Annotated in this window: 23 protein-coding genes; 4 read left to right on the top strand and 19 right to left on the bottom strand. The window is 62.5% G+C overall.

Going from position 1 to position 20,083, the window contains the following annotated elements; genetic code table 11:
- The 10 genes from Q1V57_RS01345 to Q1V57_RS01300 form a co-directional block, all read right to left on the bottom strand.
- Positions 1–617, bottom strand: a 617-nt coding sequence (locus Q1V57_RS01345; protein ID WP_300527048.1) for a succinate--CoA ligase subunit alpha, incomplete at its 3' end; no start/stop codon positions are given.
- The gene (gene sucC, locus Q1V57_RS01340) at positions 617–1,816 is read right to left on the bottom strand and encodes an ADP-forming succinate--CoA ligase subunit beta (protein ID WP_300527047.1); all 1,200 of its coding nucleotides are present in this window, start codon (positions 1,814–1,816) and stop codon (positions 617–619) included. The genes Q1V57_RS01345 and sucC, both read right to left, overlap by 1 nt.
- A 105-nt stretch (positions 1,817–1,921) precedes the next feature.
- On the bottom strand, positions 1,922–3,304 hold the full coding sequence (locus tag Q1V57_RS01335; protein ID WP_300527046.1) for a hypothetical protein: 1,383 nt from the start codon (positions 3,302–3,304) through the stop codon (positions 1,922–1,924).
- Between the two features lie 83 nt (positions 3,305–3,387).
- Entirely contained in the window at positions 3,388–3,816 is a 429-nt protein-coding gene (locus tag Q1V57_RS01330) for a TQO small subunit DoxD (protein WP_300527045.1), read from the bottom strand.
- Positions 3,817–3,888: 72 nt separating this feature from the next.
- The gene (locus tag Q1V57_RS01325; RefSeq protein ID WP_300527044.1) at positions 3,889–4,428 is read right to left on the bottom strand and encodes a DoxX family protein; all 540 of its coding nucleotides are present in this window, start codon (positions 4,426–4,428) and stop codon (positions 3,889–3,891) included.
- Between the two features lie 11 nt (positions 4,429–4,439).
- Positions 4,440–5,204: a DNA-binding domain-containing protein gene (locus Q1V57_RS01320; RefSeq protein ID WP_300527043.1), complete on the bottom strand. Its 765-nt coding sequence runs from the start codon at positions 5,202–5,204 to the stop codon at positions 4,440–4,442.
- Entirely contained in the window at positions 5,197–6,066 is an 870-nt protein-coding gene (locus Q1V57_RS01315; protein WP_300527041.1) for a DUF692 domain-containing protein, read from the bottom strand. Before Q1V57_RS01315 ends, Q1V57_RS01320 begins: the two co-directional genes overlap by 8 nt.
- A gap of 55 nt (positions 6,067–6,121) precedes the next feature.
- Positions 6,122–6,418 (bottom strand): DUF2282 domain-containing protein, encoded by a 297-nt coding sequence (locus Q1V57_RS01310; protein ID WP_300527040.1) that lies wholly within the window; start codon positions 6,416–6,418, stop codon positions 6,122–6,124.
- A gap of 164 nt (positions 6,419–6,582) precedes the next feature.
- Positions 6,583–7,773: an alkaline phosphatase D family protein gene (locus Q1V57_RS01305; protein WP_300527039.1), complete on the bottom strand. Its 1,191-nt coding sequence runs from the start codon at positions 7,771–7,773 to the stop codon at positions 6,583–6,585.
- 124 nt (positions 7,774–7,897) lie between these two features.
- A complete protein-coding gene (locus tag Q1V57_RS01300) occupies positions 7,898–8,437 on the bottom strand; it encodes a DUF2306 domain-containing protein (protein ID WP_300527038.1) in 540 nt (179 codons plus the stop codon).
- A 144-nt stretch (positions 8,438–8,581) separates the two neighbouring features.
- Between Q1V57_RS01300 and Q1V57_RS01295 the strand changes: the two genes are divergently transcribed.
- Positions 8,582–9,319, top strand: a complete 738-nt coding sequence (locus Q1V57_RS01295) for a LytTR family DNA-binding domain-containing protein (RefSeq protein WP_300527037.1) — start codon at positions 8,582–8,584, stop codon at positions 9,317–9,319.
- Positions 9,320–9,322: 3 nt separating this feature from the next.
- Here the strand turns inward: Q1V57_RS01295 and Q1V57_RS01290 are convergent, their stop codons facing one another.
- Positions 9,323–10,162: a universal stress protein gene (locus Q1V57_RS01290; RefSeq protein ID WP_300527036.1), complete on the bottom strand. Its 840-nt coding sequence runs from the start codon at positions 10,160–10,162 to the stop codon at positions 9,323–9,325.
- 207 nt (positions 10,163–10,369) lie between these two features.
- On the opposite strand from Q1V57_RS01290, the gene Q1V57_RS01285 reads away from it, so the two are divergent.
- Positions 10,370–10,882, top strand: a complete 513-nt coding sequence (locus Q1V57_RS01285; protein ID WP_300527035.1) for a tryptophan-rich sensory protein — start codon at positions 10,370–10,372, stop codon at positions 10,880–10,882.
- 2 nt (positions 10,883–10,884) lie between these two features.
- On the opposite strand, the gene Q1V57_RS01280 is transcribed toward Q1V57_RS01285, so the two are convergent.
- The 3 genes from Q1V57_RS01280 to Q1V57_RS01270 form a co-directional block, all read right to left on the bottom strand.
- On the bottom strand, positions 10,885–11,280 hold the full coding sequence (locus Q1V57_RS01280) for a hypothetical protein (protein ID WP_300527034.1): 396 nt from the start codon (positions 11,278–11,280) through the stop codon (positions 10,885–10,887).
- A gap of 132 nt (positions 11,281–11,412) precedes the next feature.
- Positions 11,413–12,375 (bottom strand): malate dehydrogenase, encoded by a 963-nt coding sequence (mdh, locus tag Q1V57_RS01275; RefSeq protein WP_300527033.1) that lies wholly within the window; start codon positions 12,373–12,375, stop codon positions 11,413–11,415.
- A 104-nt stretch (positions 12,376–12,479) separates the two neighbouring features.
- Complete coding sequence (locus Q1V57_RS01270) at positions 12,480–13,091, bottom strand: hypothetical protein (protein ID WP_300527032.1); 612 nt, start codon at positions 13,089–13,091, stop codon at positions 12,480–12,482.
- Between the two features lie 113 nt (positions 13,092–13,204).
- Here Q1V57_RS01270 and Q1V57_RS01265 point away from each other — a divergent pair, with 113 nt between their 5' ends.
- Entirely contained in the window at positions 13,205–14,071 is an 867-nt protein-coding gene (locus Q1V57_RS01265; RefSeq protein ID WP_300527031.1) for a LysR family transcriptional regulator, read from the top strand.
- Here the strand turns inward: Q1V57_RS01265 and Q1V57_RS01260 are convergent.
- The 5 genes from Q1V57_RS01260 to Q1V57_RS01240 form a co-directional block, all read right to left on the bottom strand.
- The gene (locus Q1V57_RS01260) at positions 14,068–14,745 is read right to left on the bottom strand and encodes an O-methyltransferase (RefSeq protein WP_300527030.1); all 678 of its coding nucleotides are present in this window, start codon (positions 14,743–14,745) and stop codon (positions 14,068–14,070) included. The genes Q1V57_RS01265 and Q1V57_RS01260 overlap by 4 nt on opposite strands.
- 51 nt (positions 14,746–14,796) lie before the next feature.
- Positions 14,797–16,221 (bottom strand): S41 family peptidase, encoded by a 1,425-nt coding sequence (locus Q1V57_RS01255; RefSeq protein WP_300527029.1) that lies wholly within the window; start codon positions 16,219–16,221, stop codon positions 14,797–14,799.
- Between the two features lie 103 nt (positions 16,222–16,324).
- The gene (gene zapE / locus Q1V57_RS01250) at positions 16,325–17,470 is read right to left on the bottom strand and encodes a cell division protein ZapE (RefSeq protein ID WP_300527028.1); all 1,146 of its coding nucleotides are present in this window, start codon (positions 17,468–17,470) and stop codon (positions 16,325–16,327) included.
- Positions 17,471–17,609: 139 nt separating this feature from the next.
- Positions 17,610–18,038, bottom strand: a complete 429-nt coding sequence (locus Q1V57_RS01245; protein ID WP_300527027.1) for a thioesterase family protein — start codon at positions 18,036–18,038, stop codon at positions 17,610–17,612.
- Positions 18,035–19,180 (bottom strand): iron-containing alcohol dehydrogenase, encoded by a 1,146-nt coding sequence (locus tag Q1V57_RS01240; protein WP_300527026.1) that lies wholly within the window; start codon positions 19,178–19,180, stop codon positions 18,035–18,037. The genes Q1V57_RS01245 and Q1V57_RS01240 overlap by 4 nt, the downstream gene beginning before the upstream one ends.
- Positions 19,181–19,574: 394 nt before the next feature.
- Between Q1V57_RS01240 and Q1V57_RS01235 the strand changes: the two genes are divergently transcribed.
- Positions 19,575–20,000: a hypothetical protein gene (locus Q1V57_RS01235; RefSeq protein ID WP_300527024.1), complete on the top strand. Its 426-nt coding sequence runs from the start codon at positions 19,575–19,577 to the stop codon at positions 19,998–20,000.
- The last annotated feature ends 83 nt before the right edge of the window (positions 20,001–20,083 follow it).

The following is a 20,083-nucleotide window of genomic DNA, read 5'->3' as shown; positions in this document are numbered from 1 at the left end:
TCGGCGAGGAATTTCTCCAGCACGTCGATGAACTCGGTGCCCTTGACCGGGTCGCCGCCAATGCCGACAGCCGTGGTCTGGCCGAGGCCTTCCGCAGTGGTCTGGAACACGGCTTCATAGGTCAGCGTACCCGAGCGCGATACGACGCCGACGGAGCCCTTCTTGAAGATGGAGCCCGGCATGATGCCGATCTTGCATTCTTCCGGCGTCAGGATGCCGGGGCAGTTCGGGCCGAGCAGCATGGAGTTGGACTTCTCCAGCTTGGCCTTGACCTTGACCATATCCATCACCGGAATGCCCTCGGTGATGCAGGAAATGAACGGGATTTCCGCCTCGATGGCCTCGATGATGGCCGCACCGGCACCGGCCGGCGGGACATAGATCACGGACGCCGTTGCGCCGGTGGCCTCCTTGGCTTCACCGACAGAGGTGTAGATCGGCAGCTCGGCCGCGCTTTCCAGGCCGGATGACCAGGTCGAACCGCCCTTCTTCGGGTGCACGCCGGCGACCATCTTGGTGCCGTAGTACTCGAGCGCCTGTTCCGTGTGGAAGGTGCCGGTCTTGCCGGTCAGACCCTGGACGATGATCTTGGTGTCTTTATTGACGATGATCGACATTATTCGGCCTCCTTCACGGCGGCGACGATTTTCTGGGCGGCATCGTCGAGATCGTCAGCGGCGATCACGTTGAGACCCGAATTATTGATGATGTCCTTGCCGAGCTGGACATTGGTGCCCTCCAGGCGAACCACGAGCGGAACCTGAAGGCCCACTTCCTTCACCGCCGTGACCACGCCTTCGGCGATGATGTCGCAGCGCATGATGCCGCCGAAGATATTGACCAGAATGCCTTTGACGTTCGGGTCAGCGGTGATGATCTTGAACGCCGCCGTCACCTTCTCGGTCGTGGCGCCGCCACCGACATCGAGGAAGTTGGCCGGTTCAGCACCATAGAGCTTGATGATGTCCATGGTCGCCATGGCCAGGCCGGCGCCGTTGACCATGCAGCCGATATTGCCGTCGAGGGCGACATAGGCGAGGTCGTATTTGGACGCCTCGATCTCTTTTTCGTCTTCCTCGGTGGTGTCGCGCAGTTCCATGATGTCGTCATGGCGGAACAGGGCATTGCCGTCGAAGGAGACCTTGGCGTCGAGCACGCGCACACGGCCATCATCCATGACGATGAGCGGGTTGACCTCGAGCAGGGACATGTCCTTCTCGGTGAAGGCCTTGTAGAGAATGCCCGCGAGCGAGAGCATGTCGTCGCGGGCCGTGCCGGACAGTTCCAGGGCATCGGCGATCTTCGCCGCATCATCCGGGGTGACACCGGTTTCCGGATCGATATCGATCGTGTGGATCTTTTCCGGGGTTTCCTCGGCAACGGCCTCAATGTCCATGCCGCCCTCGGTGGAGACAACAAAGGCGACGCGGCCGGTTTCGCGGTTCACCAGCAGCGAGCAGTAGAGCTCGGTGGCGATATCGGCACCGTCTTCGATGTAGAGACGATTGACCTGCTTGCCTTCCGGGCCGGTCTGGTGTGTGACCAGCGTATTGCCCAGCATTTCCTTGGCGTGGGAGAGAACCTCGTCCTTGGAGAAGGCGAGGCGGACACCGCCTTTGGCGTCGGGACCAAGTTCCTTGAACTTGCCTTTGCCTCGGCCGCCGGCGTGGATCTGGGATTTCACCACCCAGAGCGGTCCGGGCAGTTTGTCCGCAGCCGCAGCCGCTTCATCAACGGAGAAAATGGCAACGCCGTCAGCGACGGGCGCACCGAAGGATTTCAGGACAGCTTTTGCCTGATGCTCATGGATATTCATGTAATGGGCCTCGCGGGAGGAATGAGCGAAAGGATGGCCAGAATGGACTCGCCTTATAACACCCGGCATCGCGCAAGCAACGCCTTCGCGCCTTAGCCTTTAGGACTAAATCCTAACGATATTACTCTCATCGCCGTCAGACCTGTGACGGCTGGCGATTGAAGCGAAATCCAGCGTCTGTGCCGGAGCGGGCAAAGCTCGCGCCGGAGCTATGGCATCGCCGGCCATGAGGCGGATGCCGGTCGAAACCGCCGCATTGAGCAGGTCGAGATTCGCCACCCCGGTGAGATAGGTCTCCGTATTCAGCGAACGGGCCGACCCCACCATGTCCATCAGGGCCATCACCGTGGCGTCGGACGGCTCGGCCGCGCGCACCGAGACCGGCAGCGCCGAACCGAACAGGCCCACGCCGCAGCCCTCGAAGCGTTTCACATCCCATTTCGGACCGAATTTGAGATCGGCCAGGATGTTGGAACCGAAATGCATCATGGAGCGGAACAGCTCCTGCATTTGCGCCAGCGGCGCACCGTCCGGGATATCGTCGACCTTGAGGAAGAAAAAGCGGCGGATGTGTTTGGGCACGCTTTGCAGGATGGCGAAATAATCCATGCGCTGGGACACGGTGGCCAGGGTGTCGTAATGCACCGGCACGATGATCGGGCAGCTTGAACCCTTGGCATGCAATTGCTGGAAACCGCGCTGGGCAGCCAGGGCAACCGAACGGTCGAGCATGCGGATCAGCACCTCGCTGTCCTGCCCCATCAGCGTATCCGTGCCGTAGAGCACGCGGCCATCGACGATACGGCGCGCACTGCACAAATGGTGTCCCAGCGTCTGCTTGCGGGCGTCCCAGACCGGCTGGAAGACGACATCGTCCCAGACGCCGTCCTTTTCCTTGAACGCGCTCTCGGGCCATTCCGGTGCCCGCTCGGCGGCCAGCGGGTTGTCATGTTCGGCCTTTTCCCAATGCCCGCCCTTGGCGCCGCGCGGACCGGCAGGGCCTGTCTTTTTCCAGCCGGCGGAGCGTTTTTCTTCGTCCGCCGCCCCGCTCTCGCGCTCCGGCTCGGCTTCCTCTTCCAGCTCGGGCATGTCCTCGGGCTGGTTCTCGGCCATCAGGGTGAGGAATTCGCTGGTCGGCACCCGGCGCGCCTCACCTTCGATCTTCAGCCGCTCATACTCCTGCTTGCCAAGGAAGAATTCATTGAGCTCATCGGCAATCTCGCCCACCCGGGCTTCCGCCTCGATGCCGCCGATAAGGCTGAAAATGATCAGGAAGCCGCCACGGACGCGGATCATCACATCGTCATCATCGAGACGCTTTTCGATGAAATGCTCGGACACCTGGTAGGTCTTGGCGCGCACATTGGGCCAGTCCTTGCCGGCACGCTCACGGATCAGCTCGAGATTGAGGAATTGGAATTGGCCCATTTCCACGGCGGCTTTGCCGGCCAGGGCGCGTTTGAGCTTTTGTTCCAGTTCCGGGGACATCGCGGACGCCGCCTCTCACTGCCGGGAATCGGTCAGATCATAGAACTGGATACGGGGAGTTTTTGCCAGACGCAAATGCGCCGCTAGCGCGTTGTGGCTGCCAGTGCCCCGTCGACGGAAAGCGCCCCGCTACCGCGGGCAAAGAGGTAGAAGGCCACGGCGGCGAAAACCGAAACCGACACCCAGCTCTCCGGCACGATCCACAACAGGTAGGCGAGGGAGAATACCAGCAGAACCAGGCCCACCAGCCGGGTCAGGAAACCGACCGCCAGCATCAGCGCAACCAGATGAGCGCCCCAGACAGCGATCTGGGCCAGGAGTGGAGCGGGAACCAGCGGGATGCCCCAATACTCTGCTGCTAGGACGATTTCCGGCGAGACACCCGGCCATGCAGCCGCATTGGCACGGCCCCAGATCCATAAACCCGGCACAATCGACAGACGGATGACCAGGCCGAGGACCCAGTCCGGCATAAAACGATCACCGCCGCGCGATATGGGCGCCTGCGTCATGGTCTAACCCCCCGGTTTTCAAGGACCGGGGCGACCATGGCCCGCGCCAGAGCGAGATGCAATCGCGGACGCCTAGCGGGCGAATCTATTTCCGAAACTGTGATCCAACGACAACCGTCCGGGGCCGTGCGCGACCAGATAAATCGCCATCACCGCCCACAGCGCATGCGTGCCCCACCAGGCCTCGGGGAAGATGAAAAGCTGGATCACCAGTGTCATGAGCAACAGGCCGAGCGCGGCAAACCGGGTGAACAAGCCAACAACCAGGAGGATGGGCAGGACAAACTCACCCAGCGTCGCCATCCAGGCTGCGACATCTCCGGGGATAAGCGGCAGGGCGAAATCATTGTTGAACTGGTGCAGCGTGGCCGGCTTCATCTCCAGCGGCAATTCGGGCACCCGCATGCGCGCCCGCTCGACCGGGAAATCATTGATGTATTCGGTGTAGGTGAAGAGCTTGGCCGTCTCCACCTTGGTCAGAAGCGAGCGCCAGAACACGCCGGCCAGTGTCAGTCGCGCCAGCAATTGCAGCAGCGAGCCCCCCATGACGGCGCGGAAACCGGCGAAATAGCGCTCATAAAGCGTGTGCAGCGTATTGACCAAAGCCATCATGGTGGACCGTCCTATGTGTGTTGCAACGCTGGCGCCGCGAGCAGGCCATGCGACAGGGCGTGTCCGAAAAACCCTGCCGGATCATCATCTTCACCCAGGCTGGAAGCTGCGCTGACGGCCTGCTCCAGGCTCGACCCCGCCCCCAGCGCGCCAAGGAAGGCATGGTGGGCGGGACTCAGAACGGCGTGCCCGATCTGGCCCTGATGACGCCAGAGGAGGACATGCTGAGCAGCCGGTTCAAGCGCGGTCTCGCCCAGCGGGCGGGCCGCACGGTGGGCGGCCCAGATATCGTAAACCGGCCAGGACAGGGTCACCGCGCGGACCGACGGGTGCAGGCCCGGGGCAAGGCTGGGCAGGGCCTGCGGGTCGAGCGCTGAAACCGTGGCACCGGTCAGCACCTCTGCCTCACCGGCATGATGCGTCTCCAGCCAAGCCCGGTCGAGCCGGGCGATCTCGGGCAGATAACCCAGCTCGGCGGCCGGGCCATAAGCGGCAATATGGTCAGCGAAACAGGACCCGTAGAGCGTCATGGAGCGGGTCTGCGGCGGATGCTCGTCCCAATAGAGTTTGGCCATGGGCGAGAAGAAGCTGTCACCCACCAGCTGATTGACCACCGGATAGCCCGCCCGCAGGGCTTCGATCGCAGCGCTGACGACATTATTGCGGTAGACGGCAAAGCGGCGGCGAGCAGAGTCATCGGCCAAATAGAGCTGCAAACGCTTGGCATCACCACTGCGCAGGGCTGCCGACCAATCCTGGTAGAATGTCTCAGACATGAGCACCCTCGCGGATACGGTGTGCGTCGAGGATAGCCTGCGCCGCATCGCGCTCAGCCATCAGGGCTTCAAAAGCTGGCAGGTTGGTGTCGTGTTCAATCAGGGTCGGGCGCGGTCCAACACGCTCGATCAGATAGCGATAAAGCGCCCAGACATCCCCGGTCACCGGCGCGCCATGAGTATCCACCAGTAACTCACCGCCGAGTGCCTGGTCTTCCTCGTGGCCGGCCAGATGAATTTCGCCGATCGCCTCGGCCGGGACGGCGTCGAGATAGGCGCGCGCATCAAAGCCGAGATTATGGGCAGAGACGAAGACATTATTGACGTCGAGCAAGAGCCCGCAGCCGGTCCGGCGCACGGTCTCGGCCAGGAAGTCGACCTCTGGAATATCGTCATGCATCGGCAGATAGCGCGACGGGTTTTCAACCAGGACCTGCCGCCCCAGCGCGCTCTGCATGGCGTCGACATGAGCACAGAAATGATCGAGTGCCGCCTGCGTCATCGGTGTTGGCAGAAGATCGTTGAAATAGGTACCGGCATGGGCCGACCAGGCCAGGTGTTCGGACACGCGGATGGGCTCGAAGCGCTCGACCAGCGCCTTCCAGCGCTTGAGATGGTCCGGGTCGAGCGGTTCAAAACCACCCAGCGACATGCCAACGCCGTGGAAAGAGACCGGTTTGTCCTTGCGGATCGCCTCCAGCCAGTTCAGGCGCGGCCCGCCTTCTTCCATGTAGTTTTCCGGATGCACCTCGACCCAAAGCCCGTCCGTTTTCGCCTCCAGAACGGACCGGAAATGGTCCGGCTTGAGGCCGATACCGGCGGCGGCCGCGGGGACTGCGGAGGATGTATCGGGAACGGGCATGATCAGAAGCCTGGGTGCGCAGCCGGCACTCGACCGGCCGCGCATCAGATCTGGCTTATTCGCCGCGCTCTACCGGCGTCAGCGAACCGTTACCATAGGGCGTCTGGATGCTCTCGCATGTCCCTTCCGGGACATAGGTCCAGGCATTGCCCTGATAGTCGACCGTGGACGTACCGGCGCAGGACGTACCCGGACCCGCAGCACAGTCATTCTCGCCAGCCAGCGAGATGCCATAGCACTGCTCGACGTCTTCAACTGCAGCTGTAGTGGTCGTGGCGTGTGCAGCGGCGGATGCCAGCGACATGGCCAGGGCGGATGCAGCAACGGCGGCGAGTTTCTTTTCGGCTTTCATCTCTCGAATACTCCTTGATGAAGGGGTCCGGAGAGATAATGGGGGGAAGGGGCCGGACCCGATGCCCGGAACCTAGCCTCCAGCCATTAAAGTCTGCCAGTAACGAGGCTCTTAAGCGCGATAACCTTCCCGTTATCGCGCGTCAGAGCGGCGTCAGATGCGCGTTATCCGCGGCGCAGGTCTGCCAGGTTGAAACCGGTCTCGCGCACGACTTCACCGGCTTCATCCAGGATTTCCAGGCGGATATCGCCATTGTCCCAGTCGATCTGCACGGCGCCGAAATTCACCGGCGCGTACATTTCGCCGATACGGTGCGGACCCGGCTCGTTGTTTTCCTCGGCAAAGGAGAGGTTCAGCGAGGACGAGGTAATCTCGTAGAGCGGGTAGCTGATCACATCGTCACGCAGATAAAGACCGGATGAGTGACGGTCACCGGAAACCAGGATCACACCCTCCGCACCGCTTTCCTCAATGGTGGCGTAAAAACGGTCGCGTTCATGCGGCATGGTCCGCCAGGCTTCCCAGCCATGGCCGTCAGCATGAACCTGGATCGAGGTGACGACGAGGCGCAGATCAGCCGGTTCCTGCAGCACGTTTTCAAACCACTCCCACTGCACATCACCCAGCATGGAAACGCTGGTATCCTCGGTGGGCAGATAGCGCTCGCGCCCCGGCGCACCGCGATCATCAGTCGGACGCAGGGCGCCGCGGAAATAGCGCGTATCGAGCAGGATGACCTGCACGCGCTGCCCGTCCGGCCCATACGTCCGGCTGGTATAGATGCCCGGGCGGTCACGGCGCTCATCATCGGCTGGCACGCCCCAGAACTCGAGGAACAGCTCTTCGGCAAAGCCCTTATAGGGGAATTCGGTGCCGAGATCGTTCATGCCGTAATCGTGATCATCCCAGGTCGCCAGCATCGGCGTGGACTGACGCAGGCGGCCAAAGGGCTCGGCATCGGCGAGCTCCTGATAGGCCTGACGCAATTCCGGCAGGGTCGCATCCCAGGAATAGGCGTCGCCGTAGACATTGTCGCCGGTGTAGATGAAGAGATCGCCATTGGCAGCGCTGACCGTATCGAGGATGGAGAGGTCGCGCTCGGTGGTGTGGCAGGAGCCGAACAGGATGGTCGACAACACCGCATCGGCTGCGGGCTCACCAGCACCCGCCGGCGCCTGCGGGCGCGCGACATCGAGTTGGGCATAGAAAGGCGCAAGCGCATCGACGACATTGTCCGGCATAGCGGCCACGGCCGGCTCAGCCTGGGCAGTTTGTGCAGGCTGAGTGGATTGTGTGGCTTCGCCCTGGCAGGCGGTGAGCGCGAGCACGCTCGCAGCAGCAAGTAGATAGCGCATGAATTCTCTCCCCGGAAACGTCAGATCAGCCCGCTTTAGGCCAAGTGTGTGACGGGGGAATTACAACGCCTCGGCCCGCGCGACCAGCCCCATTCGGACCAGCCGCAGCGGGCAATACAGGGCTCTAGCCGCCGAAGAAGATCTGCCACATCAGCCGGCCCGGCATGAAGGCGAACAGGCCCGGCACGACCAGTGCGCCGAGAAACAGGCCGAGGACGGCGTTGCGATGCTTGTCGGTCCGCATGGCGCGGGCATGCGTGATGACGCCGAACAGGCCGAAAAAGGTCAGCGGTACGAAAATATGGATGAAGCTGAAGCTTCCATCATTGATCTGACGGATGAAGATCGCCGTCGTCGCCGTAACCAGCATCAGCACGGCCCAGACATATCCAAGCGTACGGTGCGGGATCGTGCCCTTGGGTGCGAATAGCTGGACCAGGCCGAGGATGAGCGCCGCGATCGCCGTTCCGGCATGAACCTGGATGATCAGGGGGGCCCGGGCGAAAGCCCCGAGATCCATGCTCAGCCCGCCGGTCATCGAAGCGAGCTCGCCGGCATAAGCCTCCAGGACACCGGCCTCGAGTATGCCGCCCTGGACCAGGGCGAAGCCGACGACGACGGCGACGAGGCCAAACCCAACGGCGAAATGACGTACTGCATTCATAGCGCAATTTCCTCCTGCGACGTGCTGTTGGGACTGGCTTGTCAGAGTGCTGCTGGATGCGGTAGCGGCATTTCGCGAGCGGGCTGTTTCCCGCCGCGAATGGGGTTAGGTTTCCATTCGCGATACGTGAACGGAGAGCCGAATTTGCCGGACTGGTTGAGGAAATTTGCCCGCGAACACCGCACGGGCTTCCTGATGCTGACGGGTATCGGTGTCTTCCTTACCCTGATCAGCCCGCTGGGTTCGGGCAGCCTGCCCTTCCACTGGCGGCTGATCTATTGGGTCGGTCTTATGTATCTCGGCGGCAGTTCGGGTCATTACAGCGCCCTGCTATTGGAGCGCGCAGCACCGACACTTCCCCTCTTCCCGCGCTACGCGCTGATCGCGGCCATGGTCTCGCTGCCGGTCAGCGCGGCGGTCATCGCAATCCAGGCCGCATCAGGCTCCCTGCCGCCGCTACAGTACTGGCCGTTTGTTTATATGTCGGTGCTGGTCGTCTCCAGCGGTGTCTCCTTGATGACCTATTTGTTCGAGCATCGCGCCGGCGCCAGCGGCGACAGCCAGGCCGGCCGGGCGCTGACCGACAAATTGCCGCCTCGGCTGCGCAGCGCGGACATTCTCGCGCTTGAGTCCGAGGACCACTATCTGCGCGTTCACACCAGTCGCGGCGATGAGCTGATCCTGATGCGGTTGAGCGATGCCATGGCGGCTGTCGAGACGCTGGAGGGCTCCCAGACGCACCGGTCCTGGTGGGTCGCACGCGAGGCGATTGCCGATGTCGAGCGTGAAAACGGCCGCGCCAAGCTGACCCTGACCTCCGGCGCGATCGCGCCGGTCAGCCGGACCTATGTCCCGGTCCTGCGTGAAAAGGGCTGGATCTGAGCCTTAATGGGCCAGCAAAATCGCGAAGGGCATGCCCTTGAGCAAACTGGTGGTTTCGTCGCGACCCAGTGAGCGTTGCCAGCCCGGCGCACCAAATCCGCCCATCACGACGAGTTCAGCTCCGTTTTCGGTCGACGTCTCGATCAGCGCCCGCGCAGCACTGCGTCCTTCCAGCGGGACCGAACGCGTCGCGGCCGTGACGTCGTGCAGGGCGAGATAGGCCGACAATTCGGCCAGTTGTTCCGCGGCATCCGCATCAGCGCCGGCATGAAGGATTTTCACGCTCTGCGCCGATTGCAGGAAGGGCATGGCACCGACCACCGCCCGCGTCGCCTCGAGCGATCCATCCCAGGCGATGACGACATTGTCGAAATCATCGGCAGGTGCCCGCTCAACCGGAAGGACCAAAACCGGACGGCCACTTTCGAACGCCGCGGTCTCAATCGCATTGAGCTGGTTTGACACGGCATGATCGTCGGGCTTTTGCATGACGATCAGATCGCTGAGCCGGCCTTCCTGCTCCATCGCTGCGCGCGGCAGGCCGATATATTCGATGAAACGGCCGATGGCATTGGGCGGCGCATCGTCGGCGGCAGCATTGAACGCTATGTGCGCCTGTTCGCTGGCTTTTGCGGCCGCATCATCAAGAGCCTCGAGAACCGCTTCCATGCCGTAAGTGGAGAAGGCATCTCCGAGGAAATCCCCGCCGCTGGCGGCATTGCGACGGACGAAAAGTCCGTCGAGACGGGCCTGGTGCGCGGCGCAAAACGCGACGGTCTGGTGCAACAGGGCGGGATCACTATCGGTTCCGTTGAGGACGACAAGAATTCTGCGTGGCTTCATAACAGGCCTCCCCTGGTCAGGCTCCGTGCAAAACGGAGCCTTTCTACCTCAAAGGCACATGTCCCAGCTGCCCGCGTCAAGGGGCGAATCGGCGCAGGCTGAATGTCTCGTTTTCGTTGCGGGACGCGGCCATAATTGTGCCGAGGCTTGGCGCGATGCTTGCTTTGAGTGACAATAGTGTGACGAGTTGGGTGTGGGGTACACCAGATGGACGCAGATCACCGTCCCGGTGTGATACGGTTTTTGATCTACATGATCGGCGCGGCGGCTCTGGCTGGCGGGCTGGCAGGCTGGGTTTTGTCCAGCGGCGCCCTCAGCTGGGCTGAAAACCTGATGATGCCGAACTGGACGCCATCGGCGCGAACCCTTGTCCTGTCCGGCATTATCATGCTGCAGCCCCTGGCGATCAGCCTCTGGGTGACCCAGCGCGGTGGCCGTGACGGCATGCGCTCGGTGTGCAGCCTGCTCATTCTGGGACTGATCGGCGGTTTCATCGCCTGGCTGATCGTCTTTTTCGGTGCCCGCGATGTCACCACGACCTTCCTGGCCAATCTCGGGGGCTGGACCTATGCCCTCTTCGTGACGGGGCTGGTTGGCCGATGCTCAAGCGCTGCGGGATATCTGCTGTGGCCGGTTTTCCTGTGGCAGACGCTCAACCTGGCTCTGAGCTTTGAGATCATGCGTCTGAATTCCGGCGGTGGTTTCGCCGGCGGCCTGTAGGCCTAGTCCGCCACCTGCAATTCCTGGTCGAGCCAGCTGACCGCCTCATCATAGAGCGCAAAACACTGGACTTCGGCCAGCCCTGAACGGCCCAGCAATCGCTCGATCACAGCCAAAGCCGCACGGGGCCGCCCATCGGGCGTGACCCAGGCGCTTTTCGGCTTGGCCGATGAGTGGCGGGCCGTGGGCGAAACCTCGACCGGACGCCAGGCGATATCGCGCATTTGCGGCAGCTCGCAGTCCGGCCGGACAGTGACGCAATGATGCCGATCATAGGCCCAGCGCGGCTGGGCCACGATTTCACGCGCGAGCGTGACGAGATCAACTGCGGTCACACGTCCCGACAGGATAATGTCAACGCGGGGCGTGACGGAATGAAGCTCGATCTCGAAGGCCATGAGATCGGTCTAAACAAGCCGGGCAGGGCCGTCGATTCATCGAATATTCCGATGCCTAATGCGGTCTTAATATAAGAAAGGGCGAGCGCCCGGCGCCCGCCCCTTCCAGATAAATGGTTTTAAAGCAGAACCTTACGCGAGGCTCGGCTCGAGGCCTTTACAGGCTTCGACCAGGCCTTTCACCGCGTCGACAGAGTTGTCGAACATGGCCTGCTCATCGGCATTGAGCTCGATCTCGACGACCTTCTCCACGCCATTGGCGCCGATCACGATCGGCACGCCGACATAGAGATCATTCTGGCCGAACTCGCCGGTCAGGTGCGCGGCGCAGGGCAGGATGCGCTTTTTGTCGCGCAGGTAGGAGACCGCCATTTCGATGGCGCTTTCTGCCGGAGCGTAGAAGGCCGAACCGGTGCCGAGCAGGGCCACGATCTCGCCGCCACCCTTGCGGGTGCGATCGACGATGGCGTCCATCTTCTCCTGCGTCGACCAGCCCATGGCGACCATGTCGGGAACCGGGATGCCGGCGATGGTGGAATAGCGCAGCAGCGGCACCATGGTGTCGCCGTGGCCGCCCATGACGAAGGCCGTGACGTCTTCGACGGAGACCTTGAACTCGTCAGCGAGGAAGTGGCGGAAGCGCGCACTGTCGAGCACGCCGGCCATGCCGACGACCTTGTTGTGCGGCAGGCCGGAGAATTCGCGCAGCGCCCAGACCATGGCGTCGAGCGGGTTGGTGATGCAGATCACGAAAGCATTCGGGGCATGCTTGGCGATGCCCTCACCCACAGCCTTCATGACTTTCAGATTGATGCCGAGCAGGTCATCGCGGCTCATGCCCGGCTTGCGCGGCACACCGGCGGTGACGATGCAGACATCAGCGCCGGCAATGGCGGCATAATCGTCGGCACCGGCGAGCTGGCTGTCCTTGCCGAACACCGGCGAGGCTTCAGCGATATCGAGCGCCTTACCCTTGGCAACGCCTTCGGCAATGTCGAACAGGACGACGTCGCCCAATTCTTCGCGGGCAGCGACATGGGCGAGCGTGCCGCCAATCATACCGGAACCGATGAGAGCAATCTTGTTACGGGCCATGGGGAGGACTCCTTGATCAGGAATGGCTGTGGTCGAAAAAGCAGTTGCGGGCGGTCTAGCGCTGCGACCGCCACGGGGCAAGCGCGCAGTGCGCCGCACCCGACTTAAGGATGATGGAAAACCAGGGTCAGCTTGCGCGCGTCACGACGGTTTTCCAGCTCCACCTGGTCCGGCAGATAATCGTTTTCCGGCGTCTCCCCGGAGGCCCGGTAGTACTGATAGCAACACCGCTCACCCGCGAGCCGGTGCGCTTTCTTGGTGCAGGTCAGGCATTCGTCCTGGAGAATTTGCGGCACATTATCAAAGGGGATTTTGCGGAACCCGTTGATCTCGATCATGGCCCGCGAACCAGCCCCGGCTTCGCTCTGCAGCGCGCCGGCATAAAGCTTCTCTGCCGGAACCAGATTGCGCCGCGCAGCCGCGGACAGGCGCGCTGCGATCATGTAGCGCTGGAGGTAGAAACCGGTCATGTCGGCGCGCACCAGGGCCGCACCCATTTCGAACTCGCCATGCTCGAGCGGAAGGATGGCCGACATGGCCAGCAAATCCTGATCGTCATCGACGATGGCGATGACCACGCCCTCTTCCATGGTCCGGGCAAACATGTCCGCATCACGTACGGTCAGTCCGCCGCGGGCATGCTCTCGCACGAAGACCTCGAGGGCCTGCGGGCTGGGAAAACCGGGATGACCGCTGATCAGAAGATGGGCTTTCATACAGGCCTTGTGGACCAGAGCCGGTTCAGCGGCAAGCCTGTTGCTATGCGCATTCGCTAGGCATTCCGACCAGAATTGCGCTAGAGACATGCACCAACGCATAGGAGCCCGGCATGGACTGGCGTGATCTACAGACCTTTCTCGCCACGGCGGAAGCCGGATCGACCCAGGCGGCGGCGCAGGATCTGGGCCTCGACCAGAGTACGGTGTCACGCCGCATCGCCGCCTTTGAAAAGCGCATGGGCCAGCGCTTTTTCGACCGTCTGCCCAGCGGGCTTGAACTCACCTCAGCCGGCTCGGTGATGCTGGAGACCGCACGTCGGGTCGAGAGTGAAATCCATGCCCTGGAACGCCGGGTCATCGGCGACAGTCCGGATCTTGAAGGCGAGGTTCGCCTGTCGGCACCACCACTATACCTGGCTGATTATCTCGGCACGGTGCTGCATCAGTTCAACCAGCGCTATCCCGACGTCCATATCGATCTCGACGTCTCCATGGGCGAGGCCAATCTGACCAAGCGCGAGGCGGATATCGCCGTGCGCGGTTCCAACACGCCACCGGACCATCTGATCGGTCGCCGCGTCGCGACCTTGCATGTCACCCTTTATGCCGCCGCAGAGATCGCCGATCAGGGCCTGGACCTCCCCTGGATCGGCTGGGGCGATCCGGGCGAGCTGGAAGACTGGGCAACGCACCGGGGCCTGAGCATCGCCCGGCGCATCTGGCGCGCGGATACACCGGACGCCCAGCTCCACCTGGCCCGCCGGGGCATGGGGATTGCCATCCTGCCCTGCTCGATCGGCGACCTGGATCCGGGACTGAAGCGGATTTGCGGAGACCAGAGCTGGCCGAGCCGGGAAATTTGGGTTCTGACCCATCGCGACCTGATCGCCGCGCCGCGCATCCGAACCCTGTTCAACTTCCTCGCCGATGGTCTGCGTGAGCAGGCGGACCTGATCGAAGGACGTCGGCCAGCCTAGCGCTTGATCGCCATCAATATGCCGTCGCCGATCGCCGTAAAGGCCATGTCTACGCGCTCATCCTCGCGGATTTTTTCGGCGAGTTGATAGAGGGCGGCAGTATCGCGGTCGCCCTCGCGTTTGCGCGGATCAGCGACATCGCCCGACCAGAGCACATTGTCGAACAGGAAGAGGCCGCCCGGGCGCAATATCTCCAGCCCGGCCTCGTAATAGGCGTCGTAATTCGCCTTGTCGGCATCAATGAACATCATATCCGCCTGGCCGGTGATGTCGCCGGCGAGCTGCCGGGCGGTTTCCGTCGCATCGCCCTGGCGCATCTCGACCAGGTCTGTCACGCCGGCCTGGTCCCAGAACCGCCTCGCCTGGCGGAAATAGTCGGCGTTGATATCACAGGCATAAAGCCGGGCTTTTTCACCATGCAGCTCCTGCATTGTCAGTAGCATGGCAGTGGAGGAGTAGCCGGTGAAGACACCGATTTCGACGACAGTGCGGGCATTCACCAACCGCGCACAGAGCTGCAGGAATGCGCCCTGCTCAGGCGAGATCTGCATGCGCGAGATCTGGCCCATATTGTCGGTGAAGGTCCGGCACGCCTCAAGCGCGGGATGTTCGGCCCGGTTGGCGTTGCGGACATAGGCGGTAAGGGTCTCATCGAGACCGATCGATCTGGACATGCGGTATCCCCGGCTGGACAGCCGAGGATACCGTGCCGGCGAACCGGTGCGCTAGTCCCCCAGGCCAGTCACCCAGGCCTGCAGGGCCTGCGTGCTCCAATCGGTGCCGGTATAGGCGATGGCGGGCGTATAGGTCTCGCCGGACGCCCGCGGACGGCCGCGATAGACTTTGATGGGCAGACCCAGACTGCCGTATCCGGACGGCAGGTCGAGCGTGCGCAATTCCATATAGGCGCTGTCGGCATAGGTCTCGCCACCGATATGGGTGACCCCGTCCAGCGCGTACATGCGGTCGGCAAAATCGAGGCAGGCACTGCCGCAGGCCGAATCCGTCAGGAAATAAACCTGGGCCGAGACCGGGTTGGCCGCCTCGGGAGACGGCTCGCTGGCCTCACGGCGCTCGCGATAATAATCCTCACCGGCTGCATCCGCTGCGAGCATGCCGGCCATGACTTCACGGAAATAGGTCTCGGCATCGGTCATATTCTGCTCGACCGTGTAGTCGATGATGAATTGTGCATGGTCGATATTGTCAGCGGAAATGCGGTAATCGACGCCATCAGACGAGGCCGGCCGGCGATAAGCGGCATAATCCTCGCCCCAGACCGCTTCGACCATGGCATCGCCCCAGGAACTGGCACCACCATTATTGCTGCGCACATCAAAGACCAGCATGTCTGCTGACCGCAGCTCTTCGGCGCGCTCGGAGAGCTCAGCGATGAGGGCGTGCATGGTCTCCAGCGCCTCGCCTGTCGGGCCGAAGGTCGGCGTACCGATCCAGAACGCATTGGGGGCGAACTCGTGCAATCCCCAGGGCGCGGGTTCCGGTTGAGACAGGCGATCGGAGATATCCCACCAGGTATTGGCATCGATATCCTGCCAGTTCAGCTCGACGGTTTCGATGCCGGTGTCATTGGCGATGCGGCAGGTCTCCGGCCGGCGGACAAAGGGATTGCCGCGTTCCATCATCAGTCGAGGCGCGCGCTGCGCCCAATCGGCAGCCAGGTCCGGATTGCCGGCAAAATCGAAAATCCGCTCCTGCATCCAGTCGTCCAGCGTCCGGCCGTCACAACCGAGCAATTCCTGGCCATCCATCTGAGCGGTCGCCTCATCGCCCGATCGGATGAACCAGCGCCCGCCGGTGCGCACGGTGACAAATCCGGGCCATTGATAGGTCTCGACACCGGACCGTGCACCCACGCCGTAATGTCCATCCCGGTAATGTGCGGCATAGGCGCGAAGTGCCATGGCGTAGCCGGCCTGGCTCTCAACCCGGTCCGCCAAACTCAGGCCGCGGGCCAGAGCAATCTCCATCTGGGCACGGAAATCCGGGTTTTCTTCATCGACCGGTCCGGGGTGATGCGCCTCGGTCTGGGCGTGCATGAATTCAATGTCACTGCGCGCCAGAGCGCTCCAGTCTGTCGCATCGCCCTGTGCCAGCGTCGTCGCTGCGAGCGACATAATTGCCGTCAGCATGGATCCCCCCTGAATTGGTCCGTATTCACTCAAGGGCACAAAATACTCAGCGAGGAAAACCAGGCCGTTGCGGGGAACTTACCGTTCAATTAACGAAGCGGAATCACGCCCCGGACGTTTCCTCGACCTCGCGTCGCTCGGCGGCCAGGTAATCATGCGAGCGCATTTCGATCAGGCGCGACACCGTACGTTCAAACTCGAAGGCTCCGTCGCCATCCGGGTAGAGGTCCTGCGGCTCGGCATCAGCGCTCATCACCAGCTTGGTCCGCGCTTCATAAAGCGTGTCGATCAGGGTCACGAAGCGCTTGGCCTCATTGCGCTTGTCCGGTGAGAGCTTCGGGGTGCGATCGAGCAGCAGGGTGTGAAACCGTCGCGCGATCGCGAGATAGTCTGCCGCCCCCAGCGGCCGGGCGCATAATTCCTCGAATTGGAACCGCGCCACGCCCGCAGCCTCGCGCTCGACGAGCAGCTCGCGGCCATTGACGATCAGGGTGCAGCTTTGCGGCGCCGCACAATGGGTCAGCCGGTCCCAGGCATCATCCATGGCCAGCTCTGCATCGGTGTCGAGCGGACAGTAGTAAACCGGCGCCGCTTCCAGCTGGCGCAAGCGATGATCGACACCGCCATTGAGCTCGAACAGCTCCATGCGCGACTTCAGCTCGTCGATGAAGGGCAGGAAGAGCTTCCGATTGATGCCGTCCTTGTAGAGATCGTCCGGGAAGCGGTTTGATGTCGCAACGACGACGATGCCCTCAGCATAGAGTGCCTCGAAAAGACGGCCGAGGATCATCGCATCGGCAATATCGGTGACCTGGAATTCGTCGAAGCAGAGCAGGCGCGACGAGCCGATCAGAGCGCGCGCGACCGGCGGGATTGGATCATCGCCGGCGCCTTTTACATATTCCGGGCGCCGCTTGCGCTCAAGCTCGCTCAACTGCCGCCACTCCGCGATGCGGCCATGCACATCCTGCATGAATTCGTGAAAATGCACGCGCCGTTTCGGCTGCGTCGGGGCATCGTCGTAGAACAGGTCCATCAGCATGGATTTGCCACGCCCGACACCGCCCCAGAGATAAAGCCCCTTGGGCGCCGGCTTGGGCTTGGAAAACCAGCCGCGCTTGCCCGGCGTCCATTGGGCCAGGCGCGCCTGCAGGGCACCAAGAGCCACAGCCGCACGCTCCTGGTCAGCATCGGGCGATAATTCGCCGGATGCGATACGCGCTTTGAGACGATCGGTCGGGGTGGCCATGGGGTGAGCCTAAAGCAGAAGCCTTGCTGTCAGGTCAATGCGCAAATCTCAACCTGCCGGCCAGAGCCGCCAGATTGCGACAGCGAGCAGACCCGTCGTTACCAGAGCGGCCAGGACCAGAAGGAGCGGGCTACGGACCTCACGCATGGATCGCCTCCAGGGCCGAGCGCATTGCCTGCGGCAGGGCAACGGGGCGGCGCGTTTCGCGATCGACATAGACATGCACGAAATGACCCTGAGCGGCGGGCCCATCGCTGTCCGTCTTGAACAGGCCGAGTTCATAGCGCACCGAGGAATTGCCGATACGGGCGACACGAAGGCCTGCCTGGACCGTTTCGGGATAAGCCAGCGGCGCGAAGTAGGAACAGCCGGTTTCCACCACCAGGCCGATCACGCCTCCGGCATGAATATCAAGCCCCGCCTCCTCGATCAGGAAGCAGTTCACCGCCGTATCGAAAAACCCGTAATAGGCGGCGTTGTTGATATGGCCGTAAATATCATTGTCGGCCCAGCGGGTCGGCAGATCACGCCAGCGCGCATAGTCGGAACGGGTACGCTTTTCGCTCACAATACAGCCTCATAACAGGCCTGGGCGGCCTCCAGCGTCATCTCGCGGGGATTATTGACCAAGAGGCGTTTCACCTCCATCGCCTCTTCGGCCAGGCGCGGCAGATCATTATGGCTGACACCGACCTGGGTCAGGCGGGTTTCGATACCGACACTGTCGGCGATCCGCTCCATCTCGGTGACAAGACCATCCGTCGAGGCATGCAGGCCGAGATGGGAGGCAAGCTCGGCATAGAGCGGCTCGGCCGCGCTGGCATTATAACGCAGCACCGGCGGCAGCATCAGCGAGTTCGAGAGACCGTGGGGAACATGGAAAACGCCGCCCAGCGGGTAGGCGAGGGCATGCACGGCACCGACCGGCGCATTGGCAAAGGCCTGGCCGGCGAGCAGCGCTCCGAGCAACATGTCTTCGCGGGCCTGGCGGTCGGAGCCGTCACGGCAGGCGGTTTCGATGGCACCGTGCAGCTTTTTCAGCCCGGCCAGCGCGAGGGCGTCGGATACCGGGTTTTTCTCGATCTTGGAGGTATAGGCCTCGATCGCATGCACCATGGCATCAATTCCGGTCGCCGCCGTGACCGCCCGCGGCAGGCCATAGGTCAGCTCGGCATCCAGCACGGCCAGATCGGCGTAGAGCGCGGGTGCGTTAATCCCCATCTTGGTGCTTTCACCGACAGTCAGAACCGAGATCGGCGTCACCTCCGAGCCGGTCCCGGCGGTGGTCGGGATCAGGATCAGCGGCAGGCGCGGACCGGTGGCATTATTGACGCCATACATGTCATCCAGCGTTTGCGACGAGCCCAGCAACAGCGCGACGACCTTGGCGGTATCCATCGAGGAGCCGCCGCCCAGTCCGAGCACAACTTCCGCCCCGAAACCGCGCGCCTTGTCCTCGGCCTCCAGAACCACGCTCTTCGGCGGATCGGCGACCACCCGGTCATAGATCTCGACCTGCAGACCGGCCTCCTCCAGCGACGCCGTTGCCGCGTCGATCAGCCCCGCCTTGCGCACGCCCTGATCGGTCACCAGGAAGACCCGCTTGCGGCTGCCGATCAGCGGTGCAGCCAGACGGGCCAGCTGGCGGGCCGCGCCGGCGCCGGCATGAATGTGCGGCACGGTGCGGAAGGAGAAGGCTGAGGCAGTCATACAGTCGGTCCTTTCAATCGCGACCGGACCATGCCCGCGCGCACCTGATCAGGCAATAGGACATGCTGGCGCGCACCGGGACCGGTCCGGGGCAGCACCGGGGGAGCGCCGGGGGAGCGCCGGGGGAGCGCCAGGACAACACCGGGGGAACGCTGGAGCAGCACCGCTTCGACACCAGGATCAGACCGTAATCCCGCGTTAATCAATCGTCTGGCGTGCAGGAAACACACAGGTCGCCAAATGGTAGGTGATTCTCATTTTCAAATACTGGCAGGCCCCGCATGACACTTATATGTCACGCCCTTCGCCGTTAGAGCGAACAAGAAGAAGAACAGTGTGTGTGGTGAGTATGTCGGTAGGGGTCAGCCTTCTCGAACGGGATAGAATTGTATCCATGACGCAGTCCGGACCCGCAACGCGGGTACAGACCGGTGCGGCCCATGAAAAAGTGCGCGAACTGGTGCTCAGCTCGCAAGCGCGCGGTGTGCTTGTCGATGTCCGCGCCGCCGAAGTGATCAACTCTCCGCCGCATTCGGTGGAAATCCTTGAGGATTTCGTGCTCGCGCTCGGCAGCCCGCTGCCCATCGCCTTCCTCCCGCCCCTACAATGGAGCGATGCCCATCATGCGGCCGCCTGGGCCCTGTCGCGCGAAATCGACAATCGCTGCCGGGTGTTCACCACTCCCGACCTGGCGCTGGACTGGCTGCGCAGCGAGACCGGGTCACCTGCACGGGCCCTCGGCACTCAACCGGTCAAGCGCAAAACACCCGCAAATAGCCTAAGGTTACCACGCATTAACCATAACAAATCAGTCCCTTAAGGTCATTTCACATGACTTGCTGACCGGCCACCCAATCAAATATAATTAGAATACAATTCAAAATGTGTATGGGTGCGTGATGC

Origin of the sequence: Maricaulis sp. (genome assembly GCF_030149425.1) — a bacterium.
Taxonomy (GTDB): Bacteria; Pseudomonadota; Alphaproteobacteria; order Caulobacterales; family Maricaulaceae; genus Maricaulis.
The sequence above is the reverse complement of the archived record's forward strand: the minus strand, read 5'-3'. Positions and strand labels throughout refer to the sequence as shown.

Excerpts from the sequence above, each read along its gene's own strand:
- Q1V57_RS01335 (WP_300527046.1), bottom strand. The coding sequence starts at position 3,304 with ATGTCCCCGGAACTGGAACAAAAGCTCAAACGCGCCCTGGCCGGCAAA.
- Q1V57_RS01300 (WP_300527038.1), bottom strand. The coding sequence starts at position 8,437 with ATGAATGCAGTACGTCATTTCGCCGTTGGGTTTGGCCTCGTCGCCGTC.
- Q1V57_RS01260 (WP_300527030.1), bottom strand. The coding sequence starts at position 14,745 with ATGTCCAGATCGATCGGTCTCGATGAGACCCTTACCGCCTATGTCCGC.
- Q1V57_RS01310 (WP_300527040.1), bottom strand. The coding sequence starts at position 6,418 with ATGAAAGCCGAAAAGAAACTCGCCGCCGTTGCTGCATCCGCCCTGGCC.
- Q1V57_RS01255 (WP_300527029.1), bottom strand. The coding sequence starts at position 16,221 with ATGCTGACGGCAATTATGTCGCTCGCAGCGACGACGCTGGCACAGGGC.
- Q1V57_RS01290 (WP_300527036.1), bottom strand. The coding sequence starts at position 10,162 with ATGAAGCCACGCAGAATTCTTGTCGTCCTCAACGGAACCGATAGTGAT.
- mdh (WP_300527033.1), bottom strand. The coding sequence starts at position 12,375 with ATGGCCCGTAACAAGATTGCTCTCATCGGTTCCGGTATGATTGGCGGC.
- Q1V57_RS01270 (WP_300527032.1), bottom strand. The coding sequence starts at position 13,091 with ATGAAAGCCCATCTTCTGATCAGCGGTCATCCCGGTTTTCCCAGCCCG.
- Q1V57_RS01330 (WP_300527045.1), bottom strand. The coding sequence starts at position 3,816 with ATGACGCAGGCGCCCATATCGCGCGGCGGTGATCGTTTTATGCCGGAC.
- Q1V57_RS01235 (WP_300527024.1), top strand. The coding sequence starts at position 19,575 with ATGACGCAGTCCGGACCCGCAACGCGGGTACAGACCGGTGCGGCCCAT.
- Q1V57_RS01280 (WP_300527034.1), bottom strand. The coding sequence starts at position 11,280 with ATGGCCTTCGAGATCGAGCTTCATTCCGTCACGCCCCGCGTTGACATT.
- Q1V57_RS01265 (WP_300527031.1), top strand. The coding sequence starts at position 13,205 with ATGGACTGGCGTGATCTACAGACCTTTCTCGCCACGGCGGAAGCCGGA.
- Q1V57_RS01240 (WP_300527026.1), bottom strand. The coding sequence starts at position 19,180 with ATGACTGCCTCAGCCTTCTCCTTCCGCACCGTGCCGCACATTCATGCC.
- sucC (WP_300527047.1), bottom strand. The coding sequence starts at position 1,816 with ATGAATATCCATGAGCATCAGGCAAAAGCTGTCCTGAAATCCTTCGGT.
- Q1V57_RS01315 (WP_300527041.1), bottom strand. The coding sequence starts at position 6,066 with ATGCCCGTTCCCGATACATCCTCCGCAGTCCCCGCGGCCGCCGCCGGT.
- zapE (WP_300527028.1), bottom strand. The coding sequence starts at position 17,470 with ATGGCCACCCCGACCGATCGTCTCAAAGCGCGTATCGCATCCGGCGAA.
- Q1V57_RS01320 (WP_300527043.1), bottom strand. The coding sequence starts at position 5,204 with ATGTCTGAGACATTCTACCAGGATTGGTCGGCAGCCCTGCGCAGTGGT.
- Q1V57_RS01305 (WP_300527039.1), bottom strand. The coding sequence starts at position 7,773 with ATGCGCTATCTACTTGCTGCTGCGAGCGTGCTCGCGCTCACCGCCTGC.
- Q1V57_RS01325 (WP_300527044.1), bottom strand. The coding sequence starts at position 4,428 with ATGATGGCTTTGGTCAATACGCTGCACACGCTTTATGAGCGCTATTTC.
- Q1V57_RS01285 (WP_300527035.1), top strand. The coding sequence starts at position 10,370 with ATGGACGCAGATCACCGTCCCGGTGTGATACGGTTTTTGATCTACATG.